Source organism: Rummeliibacillus pycnus (genome assembly GCF_002884495.1).
In the GTDB taxonomy this organism is placed as follows: Bacteria; Bacillota; Bacilli; order Bacillales_A; family Planococcaceae; genus Rummeliibacillus; species Rummeliibacillus pycnus.
Map to the genome: position 1 here is coordinate 2,845,159 of NZ_KZ614145.1, position 16,539 is coordinate 2,861,697.

Here is a 16,539-nt window from a genome sequence, read left to right on the forward strand (position 1 = left end):
CGACAAATTTTCATAATACTACTTGTCGCTAGTATGGTGCATCCAAATATAATTTATACATGACAATTATTAGTCCCTGACCTCTACTTTTTCCCGTATTGCTTTTGGTAGCAATTTCATCAATGTTTCTAACATATCAAATGGCAGTTGCTTAGCTGCCTTTTTCTCATCAATTGTTAAAATAAGTCTCTGTCCTTCTAACTGGAATCCCACTGCACGACCAAATTGCATCGATTCAGAAACAATTTTCCCACCATCAAGTTTTGCTGTTCCATCTTCTGAAATATCAATGGTGATAATCTTGTTTTTAGTCTTGATGGAATCAACTCCAACTTTTTTAGCCCATACTTTAATGCGTGCTATTCGTAATAGACGTTCCGTTTCTATAGGTAAATCACCAAATCGATCTTGTAGTTCATCGATAATTTCAGAGAAGTCTTCCTCTTCTTCCATTCCTTTAATGCGTTTATACATTTGAATTTTTTGATAGCCATCAGGAATATATGCATCTGGGATATATGCATCATACGGAAGCAAAATTTCAATATCTTTTTCTTCTTCTTTTTTCACACCTGTTTGACGTTCAGTAATCGCTTCTTGTAGCATTTGAGAATATAAGTCGAATCCTACAGAATCAATAAATCCATGTTGTTGGGAGCCTAGTAAATTTCCTGCTCCGCGAATAGATAAATCTCGCATGGCAATTTTAAAACCAGAACCAAGTTCTGTAAATTCTTTTACAGCTTGTAAACGTTGTTCAGCAACCTCAGTTAGTACTTTATCTCGTTGATACATGAAATAAGCATATGCCACTCGGTTAGATCGTCCAACACGTCCACGTAATTGGTAAAGTTGTGATAGTCCCATACGATCTGCATTATTCACAATTAACGTATTCACATTTGGAATATCAATACCTGTTTCAATAATAGTAGTCGTGACTAAGACATCGTACTCTCCATCCAAAAATCGTAGAATCACAGATTCTAGTTCAGTCTCTGACATTCGGCCGTGTGCAAAACCAATTCTTGCATCCGGTACAAGCATTTGGATTTCATCCACTTTTCGTGCCATATCATCGACACGATTGTGTAAATAGAAAATTTGTCCCCCCCGAGACATTTCACGTTCTATTGCTTCACGTACTAATGCTCCATTATGTTCCATAACATATGTTTGCACTGGAAAACGATTCGCAGGAGGTGTCTCAATAACAGATAAATCTCTTACACCAACCATTGACATATGCAATGTCCGAGGAATTGGTGTAGCTGTTAGCGTTAACACATCGACATTTGTCTTTAAGTGTTTGATCTTCTCTTTATGTGTTACCCCGAAACGTTGTTCTTCGTCCACAACGAGTAACCCTAGATCTTTATAGACAACATCTTTTGATAATAGACGATGTGTACCTACAACAATATCAACTGTACCATCCTTCAATCCCTTTAATGTTTCAGATTGTTGTTTACGTGTACGGAAACGACTTAATAAGCCAATTGTAACTGCTTGATCCTGAAATCTCTCTTGCAGTGTTTCGAAATGCTGCTGAGCTAAAATGGTAGTTGGTACTAAAAAGGCTACTTGTTTACCATCCATAATGGCTTTAAATGCTGCTCGAATAGCTACTTCCGTTTTCCCATATCCTACATCTCCACAAACAAGACGATCCATTGGACGTTCTTTTTCCATATCAATCTTTACTTCTTGGATTGTACGTAATTGGTCTTCTGTTTCTTCATATGGGAACGCTTCCTCGAAAGCCCGTTGTTCATCTCCATCAGGAGAAAAGGCAAATCCTTTTTCAGCTTCACGTTTTGCGTAAAGTTTAATAAGATCATCTGCAATATCTTGCACAGCTGATGACACTTTACTTTTTGTCTTTTTCCACTCCGCCCCACCAAGTTTATGAAGCTTTGGCTCTTTATCTTCTGACCCAACATATTTTTGTATTAAATCAATTTGGTCAACGGGAACATATAGTTTATCATCCGCTCTGTATCGAATGTGTAAGTAATCTTTATGTTTACCATTGACTTCAAGTGTTTCTATGCCTATATATTTCCCGATACCATGATGAACATGTACGACATAATCACCAGGCTTTATTTCTGTATAACTTTTTATACGTTCTGCATTTGTCATTTTTTGAGGACGTCTTTTTTTCTTCTTCGGTTTTTGTTTGAAGAGTTCTTCCTCAGTAACAACTGCTAAACGCTGTAAAGGTAATTCAAACCCCGCAGTTAATTTACCTGTAATAGCAAATATACCTTCTTCTTTTGGTTCACCAATTTGTATATGAATATCATAATCTTCTAAAGTAGTTTGAATTGTTGCTAGTCGATCTTCATCTTCTGTAACAAATAGGACAGTGAATTTCCCTAATTGCCATCTCTCTACTTCATTTTTGAGTAATGGCATTTGCCCATGGAAATGTTGCATTGGTTTACAAGAAAAACTTGTCGTTTTCTTAAAACGAATACCTGCAAATGTTCTTGTAAATAAAGCAAAATAAATAGTTGGTAAATGAATCATAGAGAGAATCTCTTTTAATGAAAAAGAAGGCTTCACCGCATGCACCATTTTTCCTTCTTCGAGCAGAGATAAAAACCACTCTTTTTCTTCCTTTTCCCAAGCTTCCATTACTTCTTGGATTCTCCCAAACTCGTCATAAACAACAAGTCCATCGTGGGCAAAATAATCACCTAAGAATGTGGGACGATTGTATAATAACGAACCATATCTATTGGAGAATTCCGGTAATTCCCCTTGCTTAAGCAACTCTATATCTGCTTGAACATTTTGAAGTAGTTGTTCCTGAATTTCCTTTTTCTTTACCTTTTTTAAACTATCTGCTAATGCTTTTTCTAGTTTTTCCGCTAATTTTAGACGTTGAGTATTCGTTAACACAAATTCAGATGCCGGTAAAACATGAAGTTTATCTAATTTTCCAATCGAACGCTGATCATTAGCCGAAAATGTACGAATAGAATCTACTTCTGTATCAAATAATTCTATTCGTATAGGGTTTTCAAAATAAGGTGGGTAAATATCCAAAATGCCTCCCCGTAAAGCAAACTCACCAGGAGTTGTAACCATTTGACTTCTAGAATAACCCATTATTACTAATTTTCGAAGCCATTCTTCTACATTAATTTCTTCTCCAATAGCAACAGTTAGATGTAATGTTAACCAATCTTCTTTTGGAGCCATTATTTTGCGCATACCAGCAATTGGGATAATATAGATACCTTTCTGCTGATGTAACATATGGTCTAATGTTTCAATACGCTGTGCCCGTAACTCTGGGCTAGCGATCGACATATCTGCAGCAATAAATTCATCTGCTGGATAATAGTGAACATAATCTTCACCAACAAGTTTCACTAAATCATCAAACATTTTCTGCGCTTGCAATAAATTAGGTGAAATTATGTAAATAGGTTTATTAATATAAGCATAAATAGTATCCAAAAAAGCAGGTCTAGCACTTCCAGAAAGGCCCGTAATCAATTGCTCATCCTGACCATTTTTTATATCTTCTAACAATCTTTTCACATGTGCATCCTGAGATAATAACTGACGTAATATTTCCATAATGTCCTCCCTTCGTTAGCAAATACATGCTATATATCTTCAATGTACAGAAAAAGGCCTTGGACGCATATTGCGCCAAAGCATTTTACTGTAACCAATTTTTTAGTGCATAATAATTTGGGAACTTCTTCAGTGAGTCTTCGCAATGTTCACAAATACTTTCTACCGTTGTATCGCCATTTTGCTCATGACGGATAAATTCTTTAGCATCTTGTTCATTTAGTTGATGAAGTTTACGAATACTTTCTTCAGAATCAAATGGCAATACGCCTATTTCCGTGTTGCAATGACGACATCTGTAACGAATAGCCATAAGCATGCCTCCCTTTATAAAAAGTATAGACAGCTTTGACTTGTTTTATGCTTCTCAAATTAGTTGAAACGATTCATTACTTCAGCAAAAGGTTTTTCTAACCAATATTCACAAGCGTCAGCAGCACGGGTAAATGATTCCTGCATTAAAGGTTGTTCTTCTTTTGAAAATCTAGAAAGTACATAATCCGGCACTTTCATACCAGCCGGTGGACGACTAATACCGACACGAATACGGTTAAAGTTTTGTGTACCAATATGTTGGATTAACGATTTAATACCATTATGTCCACCTGCACTACCTTTTTGGCGTAGGCGTAATTTACCTTTTTCTAAATCTAGATCATCGTAAATCACCACAATATCCTCTACATCAATATCATAATAATCCATCATGGGGCGAACTGCCTCTCCTGATAGATTCATATACGTAAGAGGTTTCATCAACATTACTTTGCCTTCTGGACGGTGTGTTATTCCATACATAGCATTAAATTTTTGTTGATTTAATGTAATTCCCCATTTTTCTGCTAAGCAATCAATTGTATCAAATCCCACATTATGGTGTGTATGTTCATATTCTCTTCCAGGGTTTCCTAAACCAATAATTAGTTTCATATTTGGCATCTTCCTTTTCTAACTAATCCCTGTTATTTTAACATATGCTATGAGAATTAGAAAAAATAGCGTCCATAACATGTTGAAATACATCTTTTATTTCTTTTATTCACTAAGAAACTAAAACTATCTCAATTCTCCATAAAAAAGCCTTACTTCTCTAGAGAAAAGTAAGGTGTTCGCCAATTTTGTGTAACTTTATAACTGAACAAAACCGATTATACTGCTTTTTCTTCCTCTATTTTAAGGTCAAGTTCTACTTCTATAACATTACCTTTCGTCTCAAAAAAGTCTATGTGCGTGAGCTCTTCTTTTAATAAATTCCATTGTAAATCCTTGATGATTGCATGAATTTGATTGCCCTCAATATCCAATGTAAAAATTGTACCTCGTCCATTTTTACGTAATGTCTTTTCAAAATCTCTTGCATGAATTGCGATGGGTGTTGCAGTTATGTTCTTTCCATATACGATAGCTGGCGCGAAACCATTTGCTCTTATGGATGACATCACAGAACGTTTCCCGGCCTCACGCTTTTTTGCATGAACTACAGTTTTCATATTTTTTGTCCCCTTTCAAAATAAAATATCACCATTATCCAATGTGCCCATTTATTTTAAGAATGAAACATTAAATTTTTTCTAACTGAGTTCTTTCAACTTATTAACTTTAGCAACATTGATCATTCCATCAAGAAATAAAAAAAGCCCCACATCTATTGAAGACGTGGAGCTAAACTATTATTAAAAATTAATCAAATAATTTACTTACAGATTTGTTTTCGTAAATACGAACAATTGCATCTGCAAGTAATGTAGCAACAGATAATTCTTTAATTTTTGGTATTTTCTTTTCATCTGGTAATTGAATTGAATTTGTAACAACCAATTCTTTAATTACAGAGTTTTCAATACGTTCAATTGCTGGACCTGATAGTACTGGGTGAGTACAGCAAGCATACACTTCTTTTGCACCGCTTTTTACTAAAGCTTCAGCACCGATTGTAATTGTACCAGCTGTATCAATGATATCGTCGATTAAGATACAAACTTTTCCGTCAACATTCCCAACAATGTTCATAACTTCTGCAACATTTGGTTTTGGACGACGTTTATCGATAATAGCAATTGGTGTTTTTAAACGTTCGGCCATTTTACGAGCACGAGTTACGCCACCGTGGTCAGGAGATACTACCACAACATCTTCTGGGTTGAAACCTTTTTGTTTAAAGTAATCAGATAACAAAGGAACACCCATTAAGTGATCAATTAGAATATCGAAGAAACCTTGGATTTGTGGAGCGTGCAAATCAAGAACAACTACGCGTGTTGCACCAGCAGTTTCTAATAAGTTTGCCACTAATTTTGCCGTAATTGGTTCACGTGAGCGTGCTTTACGGTCTTGACGAGCATAGCCATAATAAGGCATTACTACGTTTACTGTACGTGCAGATGCACGTTTTACAGCATCAACCATAATCAGTAGTTCCATTAAATTTTCATTTACTGGAGCTGAAGTTGACTGAACAATAAATACGTCACAACCACGAATACTTTCCTCAATACTGATTTGGATTTCTCCATCACTAAAGTGTTTTACAGAACTTTTCCCTAATTCTACACCTACTTCTTTAGCAATTGCTGCAGCAAGTGGTTCATTTGAATTTAGTGAAAAGATTTTTAAATTTGAGTTAGCATATTGATACGGCATGATGGCCTCCTGTTAATTTTTAATTATTTTAAATTTAATTTGTTAACATAGTTTTCTTTGTTTTCTTGTCGAGAACGTCCGATAGCAAGTGCATTTTCTGGAACATCTTTTGTAACAGTTGAACCAGCAGCGACAAATGAGTTTTTGCCAACTGTGACAGGAGCTATCAAATTAGCGTTACATCCAACAAAAGCATGATCTTCAATTACTGTTTGGTATTTATTTTTACCATCATAGTTTACAGTAATTGTGCCACAACCAATATTGACGTCAGTACCTATTTTCGCATCTCCTAAGTAAGTTAAATGCGATGCTTTACTACCTTCGCCAAGTGTCGTTTTTTTCAATTCTACAAAATTACCAACCTTCGCATGGTTACCAACATTTGATGCTGGACGTATATGCGCAAACGGACCAATTGCAACATCATCTCCAATTTGGCTATCTTCAACTACAGAGGAATGTACTGTCGTACGATTACCAATTTGGCTATTTTGAATATGACTATTAGGTCCTATTAAACAATCTTCACCGATGACAGAAGGGCCTTCAATCATCACACCTGGTTGAATAACTGTATCACGACCAATCTTTGCATCAACGCTGATATATGTGTTCTCAGGGTTAATAATTGTAACGCCATTACGCATATGATTTTCGTTAATGCGATTACGCATGATTTTTTCCGCTTGGGATAGAGCAAATCGGTCATTTACACCAAGTGTTTCAGAAAAGTTATCTGTAACATAAGCCGCTACAACTTCTCCTTGTTTTTGCAAAATTTCAATCACATCTGGTAAATAATATTCACCTTGTGCATTATCATTATTGACTAGTTTCAACGCAGCAAACAAGGCCTTGTTATCAAAGCAATACGTTCCTGTGTTGATTTCGGTTACTTTTTGTTGTTCAGGTGTTGCGTCTTTTTGTTCGACGATTTGAGCTACCTGACCATCTTCCCTACGTAATATACGGCCATAACCTTTAGGATCTTCGGCAATCGCAGTTAATATTGTTGCTTTTGCCTGATTTGCTTCGTGATATTCATATAGCGCTTTCATTGTTTCTGGACGAATTAATGGTGTATCGCCACAGATGACAATGGTTGTGCCCTCTAAATCACCAAGTAGTGGCTCTGCTTGTTGTACTGCATGAGCTGTACCTAACTGTTCAGCTTGTAACACATATTCACTTTTATCTTTTAATTGTTCTTGAACCTTTTCTGCACCATGACCAACTACCGTCACAATACGTTCTGTATTCAATTCTTGAATATGGTCTACTACATGTTCAACCATCGGCTTGCCACAAACCGGATGTAGAACTTTATATAATTTGGACTTCATACGCGTGCCTTGGCCAGCAGCCAAAATTACGGCATAAATATTCGTCATTTTCGCAAGTCCTCCATTTAAGCAGATTTTCTCTTTAGACTATAAAGCAAATTTAATTAATTTTCAAGACTTTACGGCTTGACAAAACAATGAAGTTCAAATTAATATTATAAATTTTGTCTATTTTATTTTAATAAAAATTCCTAGAGTAATAAAAATTTACAATTCTAAACTATTTGTATATCTGGAAACCTCAATTAATCCTTCAGCAACTTTTTTAATATCTTCCCTAGTTGTATGACTACTAAAGGAAATTCGAAAGAATTGTCGCGCTTCATCCTTATGATAACCCATCGCTATTATTGCTTTCGTTCCAACCGAATTATTGACATCACATGCGCTACCTGTTGAGATATAAATTCCTCGTTCATTTAAACGTAGCATTATATATTGCCCTTCTAATCCATTCATTCGCATGCCACAAATAGCCGGGTATTGTGCTTCAGTGGGTGCCTCAACAAATTGATAAGGACTATCTACTAATAATTTTTTTAATGTATTCCGTAATGTTGATAAATACAATAAGTTTGTTTGCTCTTTACTTTCTATTGCTGCTACTGCAAAAGCAGCGATTCCTGGTACATCTACAGTACCACCACGTAATCCCCCTTCATGTGTCAACCCAGGAAATAGAGGAGCAACTTTACATTTAGGATGAATGTATACGGCTCCACACCCCTTCGGTCCCCCAACTTTATGTGCAGAAAATGTCATTGCATCTACTTCACTAGCAAAACTTTCTAAAGGAAACTTTGTAAACGATTGAACACAATCTACATGACAACGGATCTGATGCTTTTTTGCTAATTTAGTGATTTGCTCGATAGGTTGAATGGATCCTATCTCCGAATTGATATGCTGAATAGAAATGAGTATGGTATCTTCACATATAACCTCACGAATTGCTTGTAACCTAACCTGCCCATTTTGACCGAGTGGTAATCTGGTGATTCGAAATCCTTCTTGTTCTAGTGTATTCATTGCAGCATGCACAGAAGTATGCTCTGCAGCACTAGTAATGATATGTTTCCCTTTCTGAGCATTAGCACGAGCGATTGAAAGTATAGCTATTAGATTTCCTTCCGTTCCACTCCCTGTAAAATAAATCCCTTCTGGCATAACACCTGCACAATGTGCGATCATACGTCTGGCATTCTCTACTATTTGTTTCGCGTTTGTCCCTTCATTATGAGGGCTCGATGGATTTCCATAAAACCTTTTTGCTATATCTCTGTATGTTTCTATAGCTTGTTCAGTCATTGGCGCTGTTGCTGCGTAATCAGCATAAACCATAAGTCTGCCTCCTTTTGTCAAGTACGATACATAAAAGCAACATTATATTTAGCAGAATCATAACCTTAAAAATACTTGTTTTAATTAATATTTTATGTCAAGATATGTGACAAGACAATTGTAAAGAAGGTTATAGACATGGAGATTTATACAGATGTCATTATTTTAGGCAGTGGGGTTGCAGCACTTCAATCAGCGCGTATTCTTAGTCAAAAACTCCGCGTCCAGATTATTACAAAGTCAAATTTACGAAGTAGTAGCACATATTACGCGCAAGGTGGGATCGCTGGTGTTCAGAGTCCAAACGATTCACTCCAACTTCATATTCAAGATACATTAGATGCTGGTGGTCAACACAATCACAAAGAACATGTTGACACCTTGGTTACAGAAGGCATTAAAAGTTTAGAACAAATAATTGAAGAAGGTTTTCCTGTCGATCGGTTAACAAATGGACAAATTTCACTTGGATTAGAAGGTGCTCATAGTAGGCACCGTATTATCCATGCAGGCGGGGATGCAACTGGTAAACATGTGATTGAACATTTACTACAACAACTTACAACCAACGTTACAATCAACGAATATGAAATGGCATACCAACTCTTAAAAAACAAAGCTGGCCGTTGTATCGGTGTCCATACAATACAACCTAATGGAGAAAAAAATACTTACTTTGCACCCCATATTATTATTGCAACTGGTGGTGCTGGTGCGCTCTATACACATACATCAAATCGCCCTAACAACTTTGGTGATGGTATAGCATTAGCATACTTAGCTGGAGCAGCTGTAACAGATATGGAATTTGTTCAATTCCATCCAAGCCTTCTTCTAGCAAATGGACAAATTTTAGGTCTTGTATCAGAAGCTGTACGTGGTGCTGGTGGTCGCTTTGTTGATCGTAATCGGTATCCCCTTATGGAAGGTGTTCATCCATTAGGTGATCTTGCTCCACGACATGTTACGGCATATGAAATGTATAAAGCTAGACAATCTGGAAAAGAGGTTTTTATTGATATTTCAGCCATTACAAAATTTGAAGAAAGATTTCCTACGATTGCAGCCCTTTGTCATAAAGCAGAAATTGATTTGAGGAAAAATCTTATACCGATTACACCAGGTAGTCATTTCATGATGGGGGGAGTTGTTACTGATGGTTATGGGCGCACATCGATTGAAGGTCTCTTTGCAATAGGTGAAGCTGCTTGCACAGGAGTTCATGGTGCAAATCGACTTGCTAGTAACTCTCTTTTAGAAGGTATTACATTCGGAAAACAAATGGCCCAGTATATTTTGCAAGAAGAAATCAGTCATATTGACTTTCACTCCATATCTCCTTCAACTTTTTACGAAGAACTGCCATTACTGCAAAAGCATGACCTACAACAATTAATGTCAACTAATGTTGGAATCATTCGTAACGAACAGAAATTGCAAAGGGCCGTTCAACATTTTTCCTTTCTTCAAGATATAGCAAAACTAAATTTGGACCATTTGTCTATGGGGCAACTAGAACTTCTATTTATGCATATTGTTGCTTTACTGATTACAAAAGGTGCGCTTGCACGATTAGAATCACGGGGTGCTCATATCCGTACAGACTATCCGCAAACAGATCAAGCACTTGAAAAACAATGGTTTATCCAAAAACAAGGTCAACTAATTAAAGGGAGTGTATGGCATGAATCAACTAAAACTCGAATCCATGCTTAAAAGATTTTTTATAGAAGATATCGGTGATGGCGATCTATCAGGAGAACGTCTATTTCCAAAAAACACAATAGGAATTTTCTCATTTTATGCAAAAGAAGCAGGAATTTTCTGTGGGGAAGATATTATTACAACTGGATTTTCTTTATTAAGTAATGCGGTGAAATGCAATCTGTTAAAACACGATGGAGACTCCTTAAACAAAGGCGATCTCATCGCAGAAATTGAGGGACCTATGCAAACACTACTTGCTGGAGAACGAGTTATCCTAAATTTGTTACAACGTATGTCTGGCATTGCTACTGCTACCAGACAAGCTGTTAATCAGACAATTCACTCTACGACGAGAATTTGTGATACACGTAAAACAACACCAGGTTTAAGAATGCTAGAAAAATATGCTGTACGCATAGGGGGTGCATTTAACCATCGAAATGGACTTTATGATTGTGTAATGTTAAAAGATAACCATATTGCATTTGCAGGAAGTATAACAAGTGCGATCAATACAGTACGGTCGCAAATCGGACATACCATTAAGATTGAAATTGAAATTGAAACAAAAGATCAATTGATTGAGGCAATCGAAGCAGGAGTTGACATTATAATGTTTGATAATCGAACTCCTGAAGAAATTAAAGAATGGCTTCCACTCGTACCACAACATATTACAACAGAAGTATCTGGTGGTATTCAATATAACCAAATTAAAGACTATGCAGCAACTGGAGTTGACTGGATTTCACTTGGCGCTTTAACACACTCCGTTAAAGCGCTTGATATAAGTGCACTCGTACAATGGAAAGGAGCTACTCAAAATGCCCACTAACCTTACATTATTTGAAAAAATGTCCCAGTTGCCTCCACATTATTACACGCTTACAAAAGAAGAGATGGAATCACGTGTATGGGAGATTAAAAAACAACTAGGTAAGAAACTTTTCATACCAGGCCATCATTATCAGCGCGATGAAGTTATTCAGTTTGCTGATGCTACTGGAGATTCTCTTCAACTTGCTCAAATCTGTGCTAATAATGCGGATGCAAAACATATCATATTTTGTGGCGTACATTTTATGGCTGAAACAGCAGATATGCTTACAGAAGATAAACAAATAGTTTATTTACCTGATATGCGTGCAGGATGTTCAATGGCAGACATGGCGAATATCCATCAAACTGAAATAGCATGGGAGTCACTTCAAAAGCTTTTTGGTGATACTATTATTCCACTAACCTATGTAAACTCAACAGCAGCTATTAAAGCTTTTACAGGTCGGAATGGTGGGGCGTGCGTTACTTCATCCAATGCGAAAACAATGGTAAGTTGGGCATTTACACAAAAAAAACGATTACTCTTTTTGCCAGACCAACATCTAGGTCGAAATACAGCCTTTGACTTGGGAGTTCCATTAGAACAAATGGCTATTTGGGATCCTATGAGGGAAGAATTGATTTTTGACGGGACATTAGAAGATATCTGCGTAATATTGTGGAAAGGGCATTGTTCAGTACATGAAGGTTTTTCCACTTATAATATCAAACAAATACGAGATGAACATCCTGACATGCGTATTATCGTACATCCTGAATGTAGCCATGAAGTTGTCTCTAGAGCTGATGACAATGGCTCTACTAAATATATTATCGATACGATTAAAGCCTCTCCTTCTGGTTCCTCTTGGGCAATTGGTACAGAAATGAATCTTGTTAGTCGAATTATTCGTCAGTATCCTGACAAAAATATTATCTCATTGAATCCAAATATGTGCCCTTGTATGACAATGAATAGAATTGACTTACCGCACCTTCTATGGTCCTTAGAACTGATTATAGAAGGCAAGGAAGGTAATATTATTCACGTTGATCCGAAGACTACTACAGATGCTAAATTGGCATTACAACGAATGTTAGAACATGTTCAATAGTTTTCTTCTAAAATCTATCTATGTTCAATAAAAATAGAGCCTATTTCAATACATTATTGAAAGGCTCTTATTTTATACCTTTATCGTTGTTCTTCCAATATTTCTACTACTTCTTCCTTTGAATCAGCATATGCAGCTAATACAGATTCTTGAATCTTTGATCGTGTGCCCGAGTTTATTGGATGCGCAATATCACGGAACTCACCATCTGGCGTTCTTTTACTTGGCATTGCTACAAACAAGCCAGTATTTCCATCAATAACACGGATATCATGCACGACGAACTCGTTGTCCAGTGTGATGGAAGCAATGGCACGCATACGGCCATCAGTCTCTACACGGCGAAGTCTCACATCTGTTACTTCCATTTTTTCACCACCTCTCATCTTGGATGTGTAATTAGAATCTATTTACATATATTCAAGAAAAGTATAACTATTTCCTTCTTAATTTTAAACAATTTTTTAAAAATTTAAAAAATTATTTTCAATTTTGTAGAGAAAAATTTACAATTGCTATAATGAATAGCTTTAAATCTTAATCTTCAGTGTTAGATTATTGAATTCTATATTTCCTTAGATAAACCTTACTATCAGAAAATAATAGCCCTATATAATAAGAGGCATGCTAATTAAGAGAAATGGGTAAAGAAATTGAGATGTCTAACTTTTTGGGGTCACTTCAGGAACCTAGCTATGAAGCAGCTCACAACTCGCCACAGGAAATCAAGCGATGCGTAGCGTAACACTATGAATTATCTATAATACTTTGGTTGAAATTGAATAATCAATATACCTGATTTAATCATCCTAAATAAAGAAAAACAAGCCATTAATAATAGCTTGTTTTCCATTCAACTTACTGTCTAAATAGTACTAAATAAAATTTGCGAGATTTAACAATTAAACTAATGCAATAACTTCGATCTCTACTTTTGCATCCTTTGGTAATCTTGCAACTTCAACTGTTGTACGAGCTGGTTTATGCGTACCAAAGTGTCTAGCATATTCTTCATTCATTTCTGCAAAATCTTCCATGTTAGCAATAAAGACAGTTGTTTTTACAACTTTGTCCAATGATGAACCTGCTTCTGCTAGAACTGCTTTAAGATTTTCAAAAACTTGGTTTGTTTGTTCTGTGATATCTCCATCTACAAACTCGCCTGTTGGTGTTAAAGGGATTTGTCCTGAACTATAAAATAGATTGTTAACAATCATGCCTTGAACGTAAGGTCCAATTGCTGCTGGTGCATTTTTTGTTGCTACTTCATTCATTACTTATTTCCACCCTTCTCAAAATAGTTTCCTTCGCATAAAGCAATGGTACGATCTTTTTCATTTACTTCTTTTAATTTTACTAATGAATAATAATCGTCCACTAAACGCTCATCGGGATGTTCAGCTTCTACTAATACAGCAATACCTGCTAAAGTACAATCGAACTCTTCCAATAAGTTTTTCATTCCATTCATTGTACCCCCGACCTTCATAAAGTCATCGGTAATCAGTACACGTTGGCCACTTTTCATACTACGTTTTGATAAGACCATCGTTTGAATACGACGTGAAGAGCCAGAAACATAATTAATACTTACAGTTGAGCCTTCAGTTACTTTATTGTCACGACGTACAACAACAACTGGCACATTTAAATGTCTAGCAATCGCATGTGCGATTGAAATTCCTTTTGTTGCTACTGTCATGATGACATCTATTTCTTGATCGCAAAAAGCAGAGGCAAATACTTTTCCTACACGATTTATTAATTCGGGATTCCCCAATAAATCAGTCATAAATAAATATCCGCCAGGTAACAAACGATCGGAATGACTTAATTCTTTTATCAACTCTTGTATTACTTCTTTTACAGTTGCATCTGGCACTTTGGGAATATATTTAACACCCCCTGCAGCTCCTGGGACTGTCACTAATAAACCAATCCCTCTTTCCTCAAATGTATCTTTAACAATCGACAAGTCTTCACTTATTGAAGATTTTGCAGATTGATACAATTCTGCGAAAAATGTAAGGGGGACTAACTGCTGTGGATGCTCCATTAAATAATGCGTCATATCAACTAGGCGCTCGCTACGCTTCCATTTCATAAAATCCTCTCCTGAACACGAATGTTTATACAAAAAATACCACAATTATACGCATTTAAGCAAGAATATCTCTTTCACCTAACAAGCGTACAGCATATACTTCATCACAAAAACCTCTAAGGCCATTTACAATGCGACTAACACGTGCCTTGTTTTGTACAAGGCCAAATACCGTTGGACCACTTCCACTCATTAATACAGCATCTGCTCCAAAGCGGCTCATTTGTTCTTTAATTACTGCTACTTCTGGGTGTAACTTTAGTGTCACACTCTCTAATACATTACCAATAGTACTGCATAATAGAGTATAATCTTTGTCTTCAATGGCTTGTCTCATTTGCAATGTATTTGGATGTTTTACTTCCTCAATATTCAAACCACCATAAACTGCTGCTGTTGAAACACCAATTGTTGGTTTTGCCAAAACCACCCAACAGCTGGGTGGCGTAGCAATATGCTCAATTTTTTCGCCTCTTCCTCTAGCAATTGCCGTTCCACCGTAAACACAAAACGAAACATCTGAACCAATTTTAGCTCCTAGCTCAGCTAATTTATCAATTGATAGATTGAGATTCCATAATGTATTTAGACCTTTTAATGTTGCTGCTGCATCACTGCTGCCACCAGCTAAACCAGCAGCTACAGGAATTTGCTTATCAATAGTAATAGATACACCTTTTTGAACGCTATATGTATCTTGCAATAATTTTGCAGCTTGATATGCTAGATTTCTTTGATCATCAGGAACAAAATTACTGCTCGAATGGATTAGAATTTGTCCATCATTACGAATTTTTAAACCCACACGATCCGCTAAATCAACTGTCGTCATCACCATTTCAACTTCATGATAACCATCCGGTCGTTTATATAATACATCAAGCGTCAAATTTATTTTGGCAGGTGCTTTAACATAAAGCATATTTCCGCCTCCTCCCCAAATATATAAAAAGAAGATTTCAATCTCCGTTCTTTTAACTGAGTTCTATTCTACCACAGGAAAAGAAAGTTGAGTTATTTCGTCTATAATCTATTAAAGCATACCCATGTATTATCATTCATAAACAAAAACAGCTCTCCCCTAAGTATTTAGGGGGAACTGTTTCTTGCCAGTACGTATCGTATTATTTAACTTGGTTTAGATAACCCTATTTTTGGCTATCTTGCATTGCTTGTTGGCGCTCTGCCATTTCAATTGCTTTTTTCACCATGTTCCCGGCATCTCGTGCTTTGATCCCGCCCCAGCCCTCGCGTTCTACAGTATCGTAAAAGCCTAATTCTTTTGCGATTTCTACTTTCAAACGATCAGACATAATTGACTTTCTCGCCATACGAAATTCCTCCTTTAACGACTGACGAGGATAGTATGTCCTCAAAAATAAAAAACACTCATAAAACATTCCTTATAAAAAAGAATGCTCTACAAGTGTCCGAACAAAATATTCGATTATAATTACTCTTACTTATTTGGCTGCAGCAACTTTAGTTGCCTCGTCGTCAAATGTAATCTCTACTGCTTCTGTTAAAATATCTGTGTAGCTGTAAGACACACGCTCAAAGGCGTTTTCGTCTTGATCAAGATCAACTACAAATACTGCGCGATACGTTTCACGTAGTATTCCAGCTCGCTCAATCGTTTTCTTGCGACCACCGTTTGCTCTTAATTGCAAACGTCTACCCAAATGACAATCTAACGACTTTTTAATGTCGGCTAAAGTTTTTGGCATTTTCGCTTACACCTCACTAATAACAATTATACATAACAGAGGTTATTTTGTCAACACAAAAATTATATTTTAACAATCCAATAAGTCTATGTCAATGACTTTTTTATAGAAAACATATATTTTTCAATTATTATACTAATATA

16 protein-coding genes are annotated in these 16,539 nt (G+C 36.3%); 3 read left to right on the forward strand and 13 right to left on the reverse strand.

Annotated elements, in window-relative coordinates; genetic code table 11:
* Positions 1 to 69: 69 nt before the first annotated feature.
* The 7 genes from mfd to CEF14_RS13855 form a co-directional block, all read right to left on the reverse strand.
* The gene (gene mfd, locus CEF14_RS13825) at positions 70 to 3,597 is read right to left on the reverse strand and encodes a transcription-repair coupling factor (RefSeq protein ID WP_102693376.1); all 3,528 of its coding nucleotides are present in this window, start codon (positions 3,595 to 3,597) and stop codon (positions 70 to 72) included.
* Positions 3,598 to 3,682: 85 nt separating this feature from the next.
* A complete protein-coding gene (locus tag CEF14_RS13830; protein ID WP_102693377.1) occupies positions 3,683 to 3,910 on the reverse strand; it encodes an anti-sigma-F factor Fin in 228 nt (75 codons plus the stop codon).
* A gap of 59 nt (positions 3,911 to 3,969) precedes the next feature.
* Positions 3,970 to 4,527, reverse strand: coding sequence for an aminoacyl-tRNA hydrolase (gene pth / locus CEF14_RS13835; protein WP_102693378.1), 558 nt, complete (start codon positions 4,525 to 4,527; stop codon positions 3,970 to 3,972).
* Positions 4,528 to 4,745: 218 nt separating this feature from the next.
* Positions 4,746 to 5,087 (reverse strand): 50S ribosomal protein L25, encoded by a 342-nt coding sequence (locus CEF14_RS13840; RefSeq protein WP_102693379.1) that lies wholly within the window; start codon positions 5,085 to 5,087, stop codon positions 4,746 to 4,748.
* 190 nt (positions 5,088 to 5,277) lie between these two features.
* Positions 5,278 to 6,237 carry a ribose-phosphate diphosphokinase gene (locus tag CEF14_RS13845; RefSeq protein WP_102693380.1) on the reverse strand — a complete coding sequence of 320 codons (960 nt, stop codon included), beginning with the start codon at positions 6,235 to 6,237 and terminating at the stop codon, positions 5,278 to 5,280.
* 23 nt (positions 6,238 to 6,260) lie between these two features.
* Complete coding sequence (glmU, locus tag CEF14_RS13850) at positions 6,261 to 7,631, reverse strand: bifunctional UDP-N-acetylglucosamine diphosphorylase/glucosamine-1-phosphate N-acetyltransferase GlmU (RefSeq protein WP_102693381.1); 1,371 nt, start codon at positions 7,629 to 7,631, stop codon at positions 6,261 to 6,263.
* 159 nt (positions 7,632 to 7,790) lie between these two features.
* A complete protein-coding gene (locus CEF14_RS13855; RefSeq protein WP_102693382.1) occupies positions 7,791 to 8,924 on the reverse strand; it encodes a cysteine desulfurase family protein in 1,134 nt (377 codons plus the stop codon).
* Between the two features lie 138 nt (positions 8,925 to 9,062).
* On the opposite strand from CEF14_RS13855, the gene nadB reads away from it, so the two are divergent.
* The 3 genes from nadB to nadA are packed head-to-tail and all read left to right on the forward strand — an operon-like array spanning position 9,063 to position 12,565.
* Positions 9,063 to 10,640, forward strand: coding sequence for an L-aspartate oxidase (gene nadB, locus CEF14_RS13860; RefSeq protein WP_102693383.1), 1,578 nt, complete (start codon positions 9,063 to 9,065; stop codon positions 10,638 to 10,640).
* Positions 10,609 to 11,466, forward strand: coding sequence for a carboxylating nicotinate-nucleotide diphosphorylase (gene nadC / locus CEF14_RS13865; RefSeq protein WP_102693384.1), 858 nt, complete (start codon positions 10,609 to 10,611; stop codon positions 11,464 to 11,466). Before nadB ends, nadC begins: the two co-directional genes overlap by 32 nt.
* The gene (nadA, locus tag CEF14_RS13870; protein ID WP_102693385.1) at positions 11,456 to 12,565 is read left to right on the forward strand and encodes a quinolinate synthase NadA; all 1,110 of its coding nucleotides are present in this window, start codon (positions 11,456 to 11,458) and stop codon (positions 12,563 to 12,565) included. The genes nadC and nadA overlap by 11 nt, the downstream gene beginning before the upstream one ends.
* 80 nt (positions 12,566 to 12,645) lie before the next feature.
* Here nadA and spoVG read toward each other — a convergent pair whose 3' ends face one another.
* The 6 genes from spoVG to veg all read right to left on the reverse strand — a co-directional run bounded on the left by spoVG (position 12,646) and on the right by veg (position 16,396).
* Positions 12,646 to 12,933, reverse strand: a complete 288-nt coding sequence (gene spoVG / locus CEF14_RS13875; protein ID WP_102693386.1) for a septation regulator SpoVG — start codon at positions 12,931 to 12,933, stop codon at positions 12,646 to 12,648.
* Between the two features lie 534 nt (positions 12,934 to 13,467).
* The gene (locus CEF14_RS13880; protein WP_102693387.1) at positions 13,468 to 13,839 is read right to left on the reverse strand and encodes a RidA family protein; all 372 of its coding nucleotides are present in this window, start codon (positions 13,837 to 13,839) and stop codon (positions 13,468 to 13,470) included.
* Entirely contained in the window at positions 13,839 to 14,669 is an 831-nt protein-coding gene (purR, locus tag CEF14_RS13885) for a pur operon repressor (RefSeq protein WP_102693388.1), read from the reverse strand. Before purR ends, CEF14_RS13880 begins: the two co-directional genes overlap by 1 nt.
* Before the next feature lie 55 nt (positions 14,670 to 14,724).
* Positions 14,725 to 15,591 (reverse strand): 4-(cytidine 5'-diphospho)-2-C-methyl-D-erythritol kinase, encoded by an 867-nt coding sequence (ispE, locus tag CEF14_RS13890; protein ID WP_102693389.1) that lies wholly within the window; start codon positions 15,589 to 15,591, stop codon positions 14,725 to 14,727.
* Positions 15,592 to 15,817: 226 nt separating this feature from the next.
* Positions 15,818 to 16,000 (reverse strand): small, acid-soluble spore protein, alpha/beta type, encoded by a 183-nt coding sequence (locus CEF14_RS13895; RefSeq protein WP_102693390.1) that lies wholly within the window; start codon positions 15,998 to 16,000, stop codon positions 15,818 to 15,820.
* Positions 16,001 to 16,132: 132 nt separating this feature from the next.
* On the reverse strand, positions 16,133 to 16,396 hold the full coding sequence (gene veg / locus CEF14_RS13900) for a biofilm formation stimulator Veg (protein ID WP_102693391.1): 264 nt from the start codon (positions 16,394 to 16,396) through the stop codon (positions 16,133 to 16,135).
* Between the last annotated feature and the right edge of the window lie 143 nt (positions 16,397 to 16,539).

Bases quoted from the DNA above. Each gene is read 5' to 3' on its own strand.
- mfd (WP_102693376.1), bottom strand. From the start codon at position 3,597: ATGGAAATATTACGTCAGTTATTATCTCAGGATGCACATGTGAAAAGA.
- CEF14_RS13830 (WP_102693377.1), bottom strand. From the start codon at position 3,910: ATGGCTATTCGTTACAGATGTCGTCATTGCAACACGGAAATAGGCGTA.
- pth (WP_102693378.1), bottom strand. From the start codon at position 4,527: ATGAAACTAATTATTGGTTTAGGAAACCCTGGAAGAGAATATGAACAT.
- CEF14_RS13840 (WP_102693379.1), bottom strand. From the start codon at position 5,087: ATGAAAACTGTAGTTCATGCAAAAAAGCGTGAGGCCGGGAAACGTTCT.
- CEF14_RS13845 (WP_102693380.1), bottom strand. From the start codon at position 6,237: ATGCCGTATCAATATGCTAACTCAAATTTAAAAATCTTTTCACTAAAT.
- glmU (WP_102693381.1), bottom strand. From the start codon at position 7,631: ATGACGAATATTTATGCCGTAATTTTGGCTGCTGGCCAAGGCACGCGT.
- CEF14_RS13855 (WP_102693382.1), bottom strand. From the start codon at position 8,924: ATGGTTTATGCTGATTACGCAGCAACAGCGCCAATGACTGAACAAGCT.
- nadB (WP_102693383.1), top strand. From the start codon at position 9,063: ATGGAGATTTATACAGATGTCATTATTTTAGGCAGTGGGGTTGCAGCA.
- nadC (WP_102693384.1), top strand. From the start codon at position 10,609: ATGAATCAACTAAAACTCGAATCCATGCTTAAAAGATTTTTTATAGAA.
- nadA (WP_102693385.1), top strand. From the start codon at position 11,456: ATGCCCACTAACCTTACATTATTTGAAAAAATGTCCCAGTTGCCTCCA.
- spoVG (WP_102693386.1), bottom strand. From the start codon at position 12,933: ATGGAAGTAACAGATGTGAGACTTCGCCGTGTAGAGACTGATGGCCGT.
- CEF14_RS13880 (WP_102693387.1), bottom strand. From the start codon at position 13,839: ATGAATGAAGTAGCAACAAAAAATGCACCAGCAGCAATTGGACCTTAC.
- purR (WP_102693388.1), bottom strand. From the start codon at position 14,669: ATGAAATGGAAGCGTAGCGAGCGCCTAGTTGATATGACGCATTATTTA.
- ispE (WP_102693389.1), bottom strand. From the start codon at position 15,591: ATGCTTTATGTTAAAGCACCTGCCAAAATAAATTTGACGCTTGATGTA.
- CEF14_RS13895 (WP_102693390.1), bottom strand. From the start codon at position 16,000: ATGGCGAGAAAGTCAATTATGTCTGATCGTTTGAAAGTAGAAATCGCA.
- veg (WP_102693391.1), bottom strand. From the start codon at position 16,396: ATGCCAAAAACTTTAGCCGACATTAAAAAGTCGTTAGATTGTCATTTG.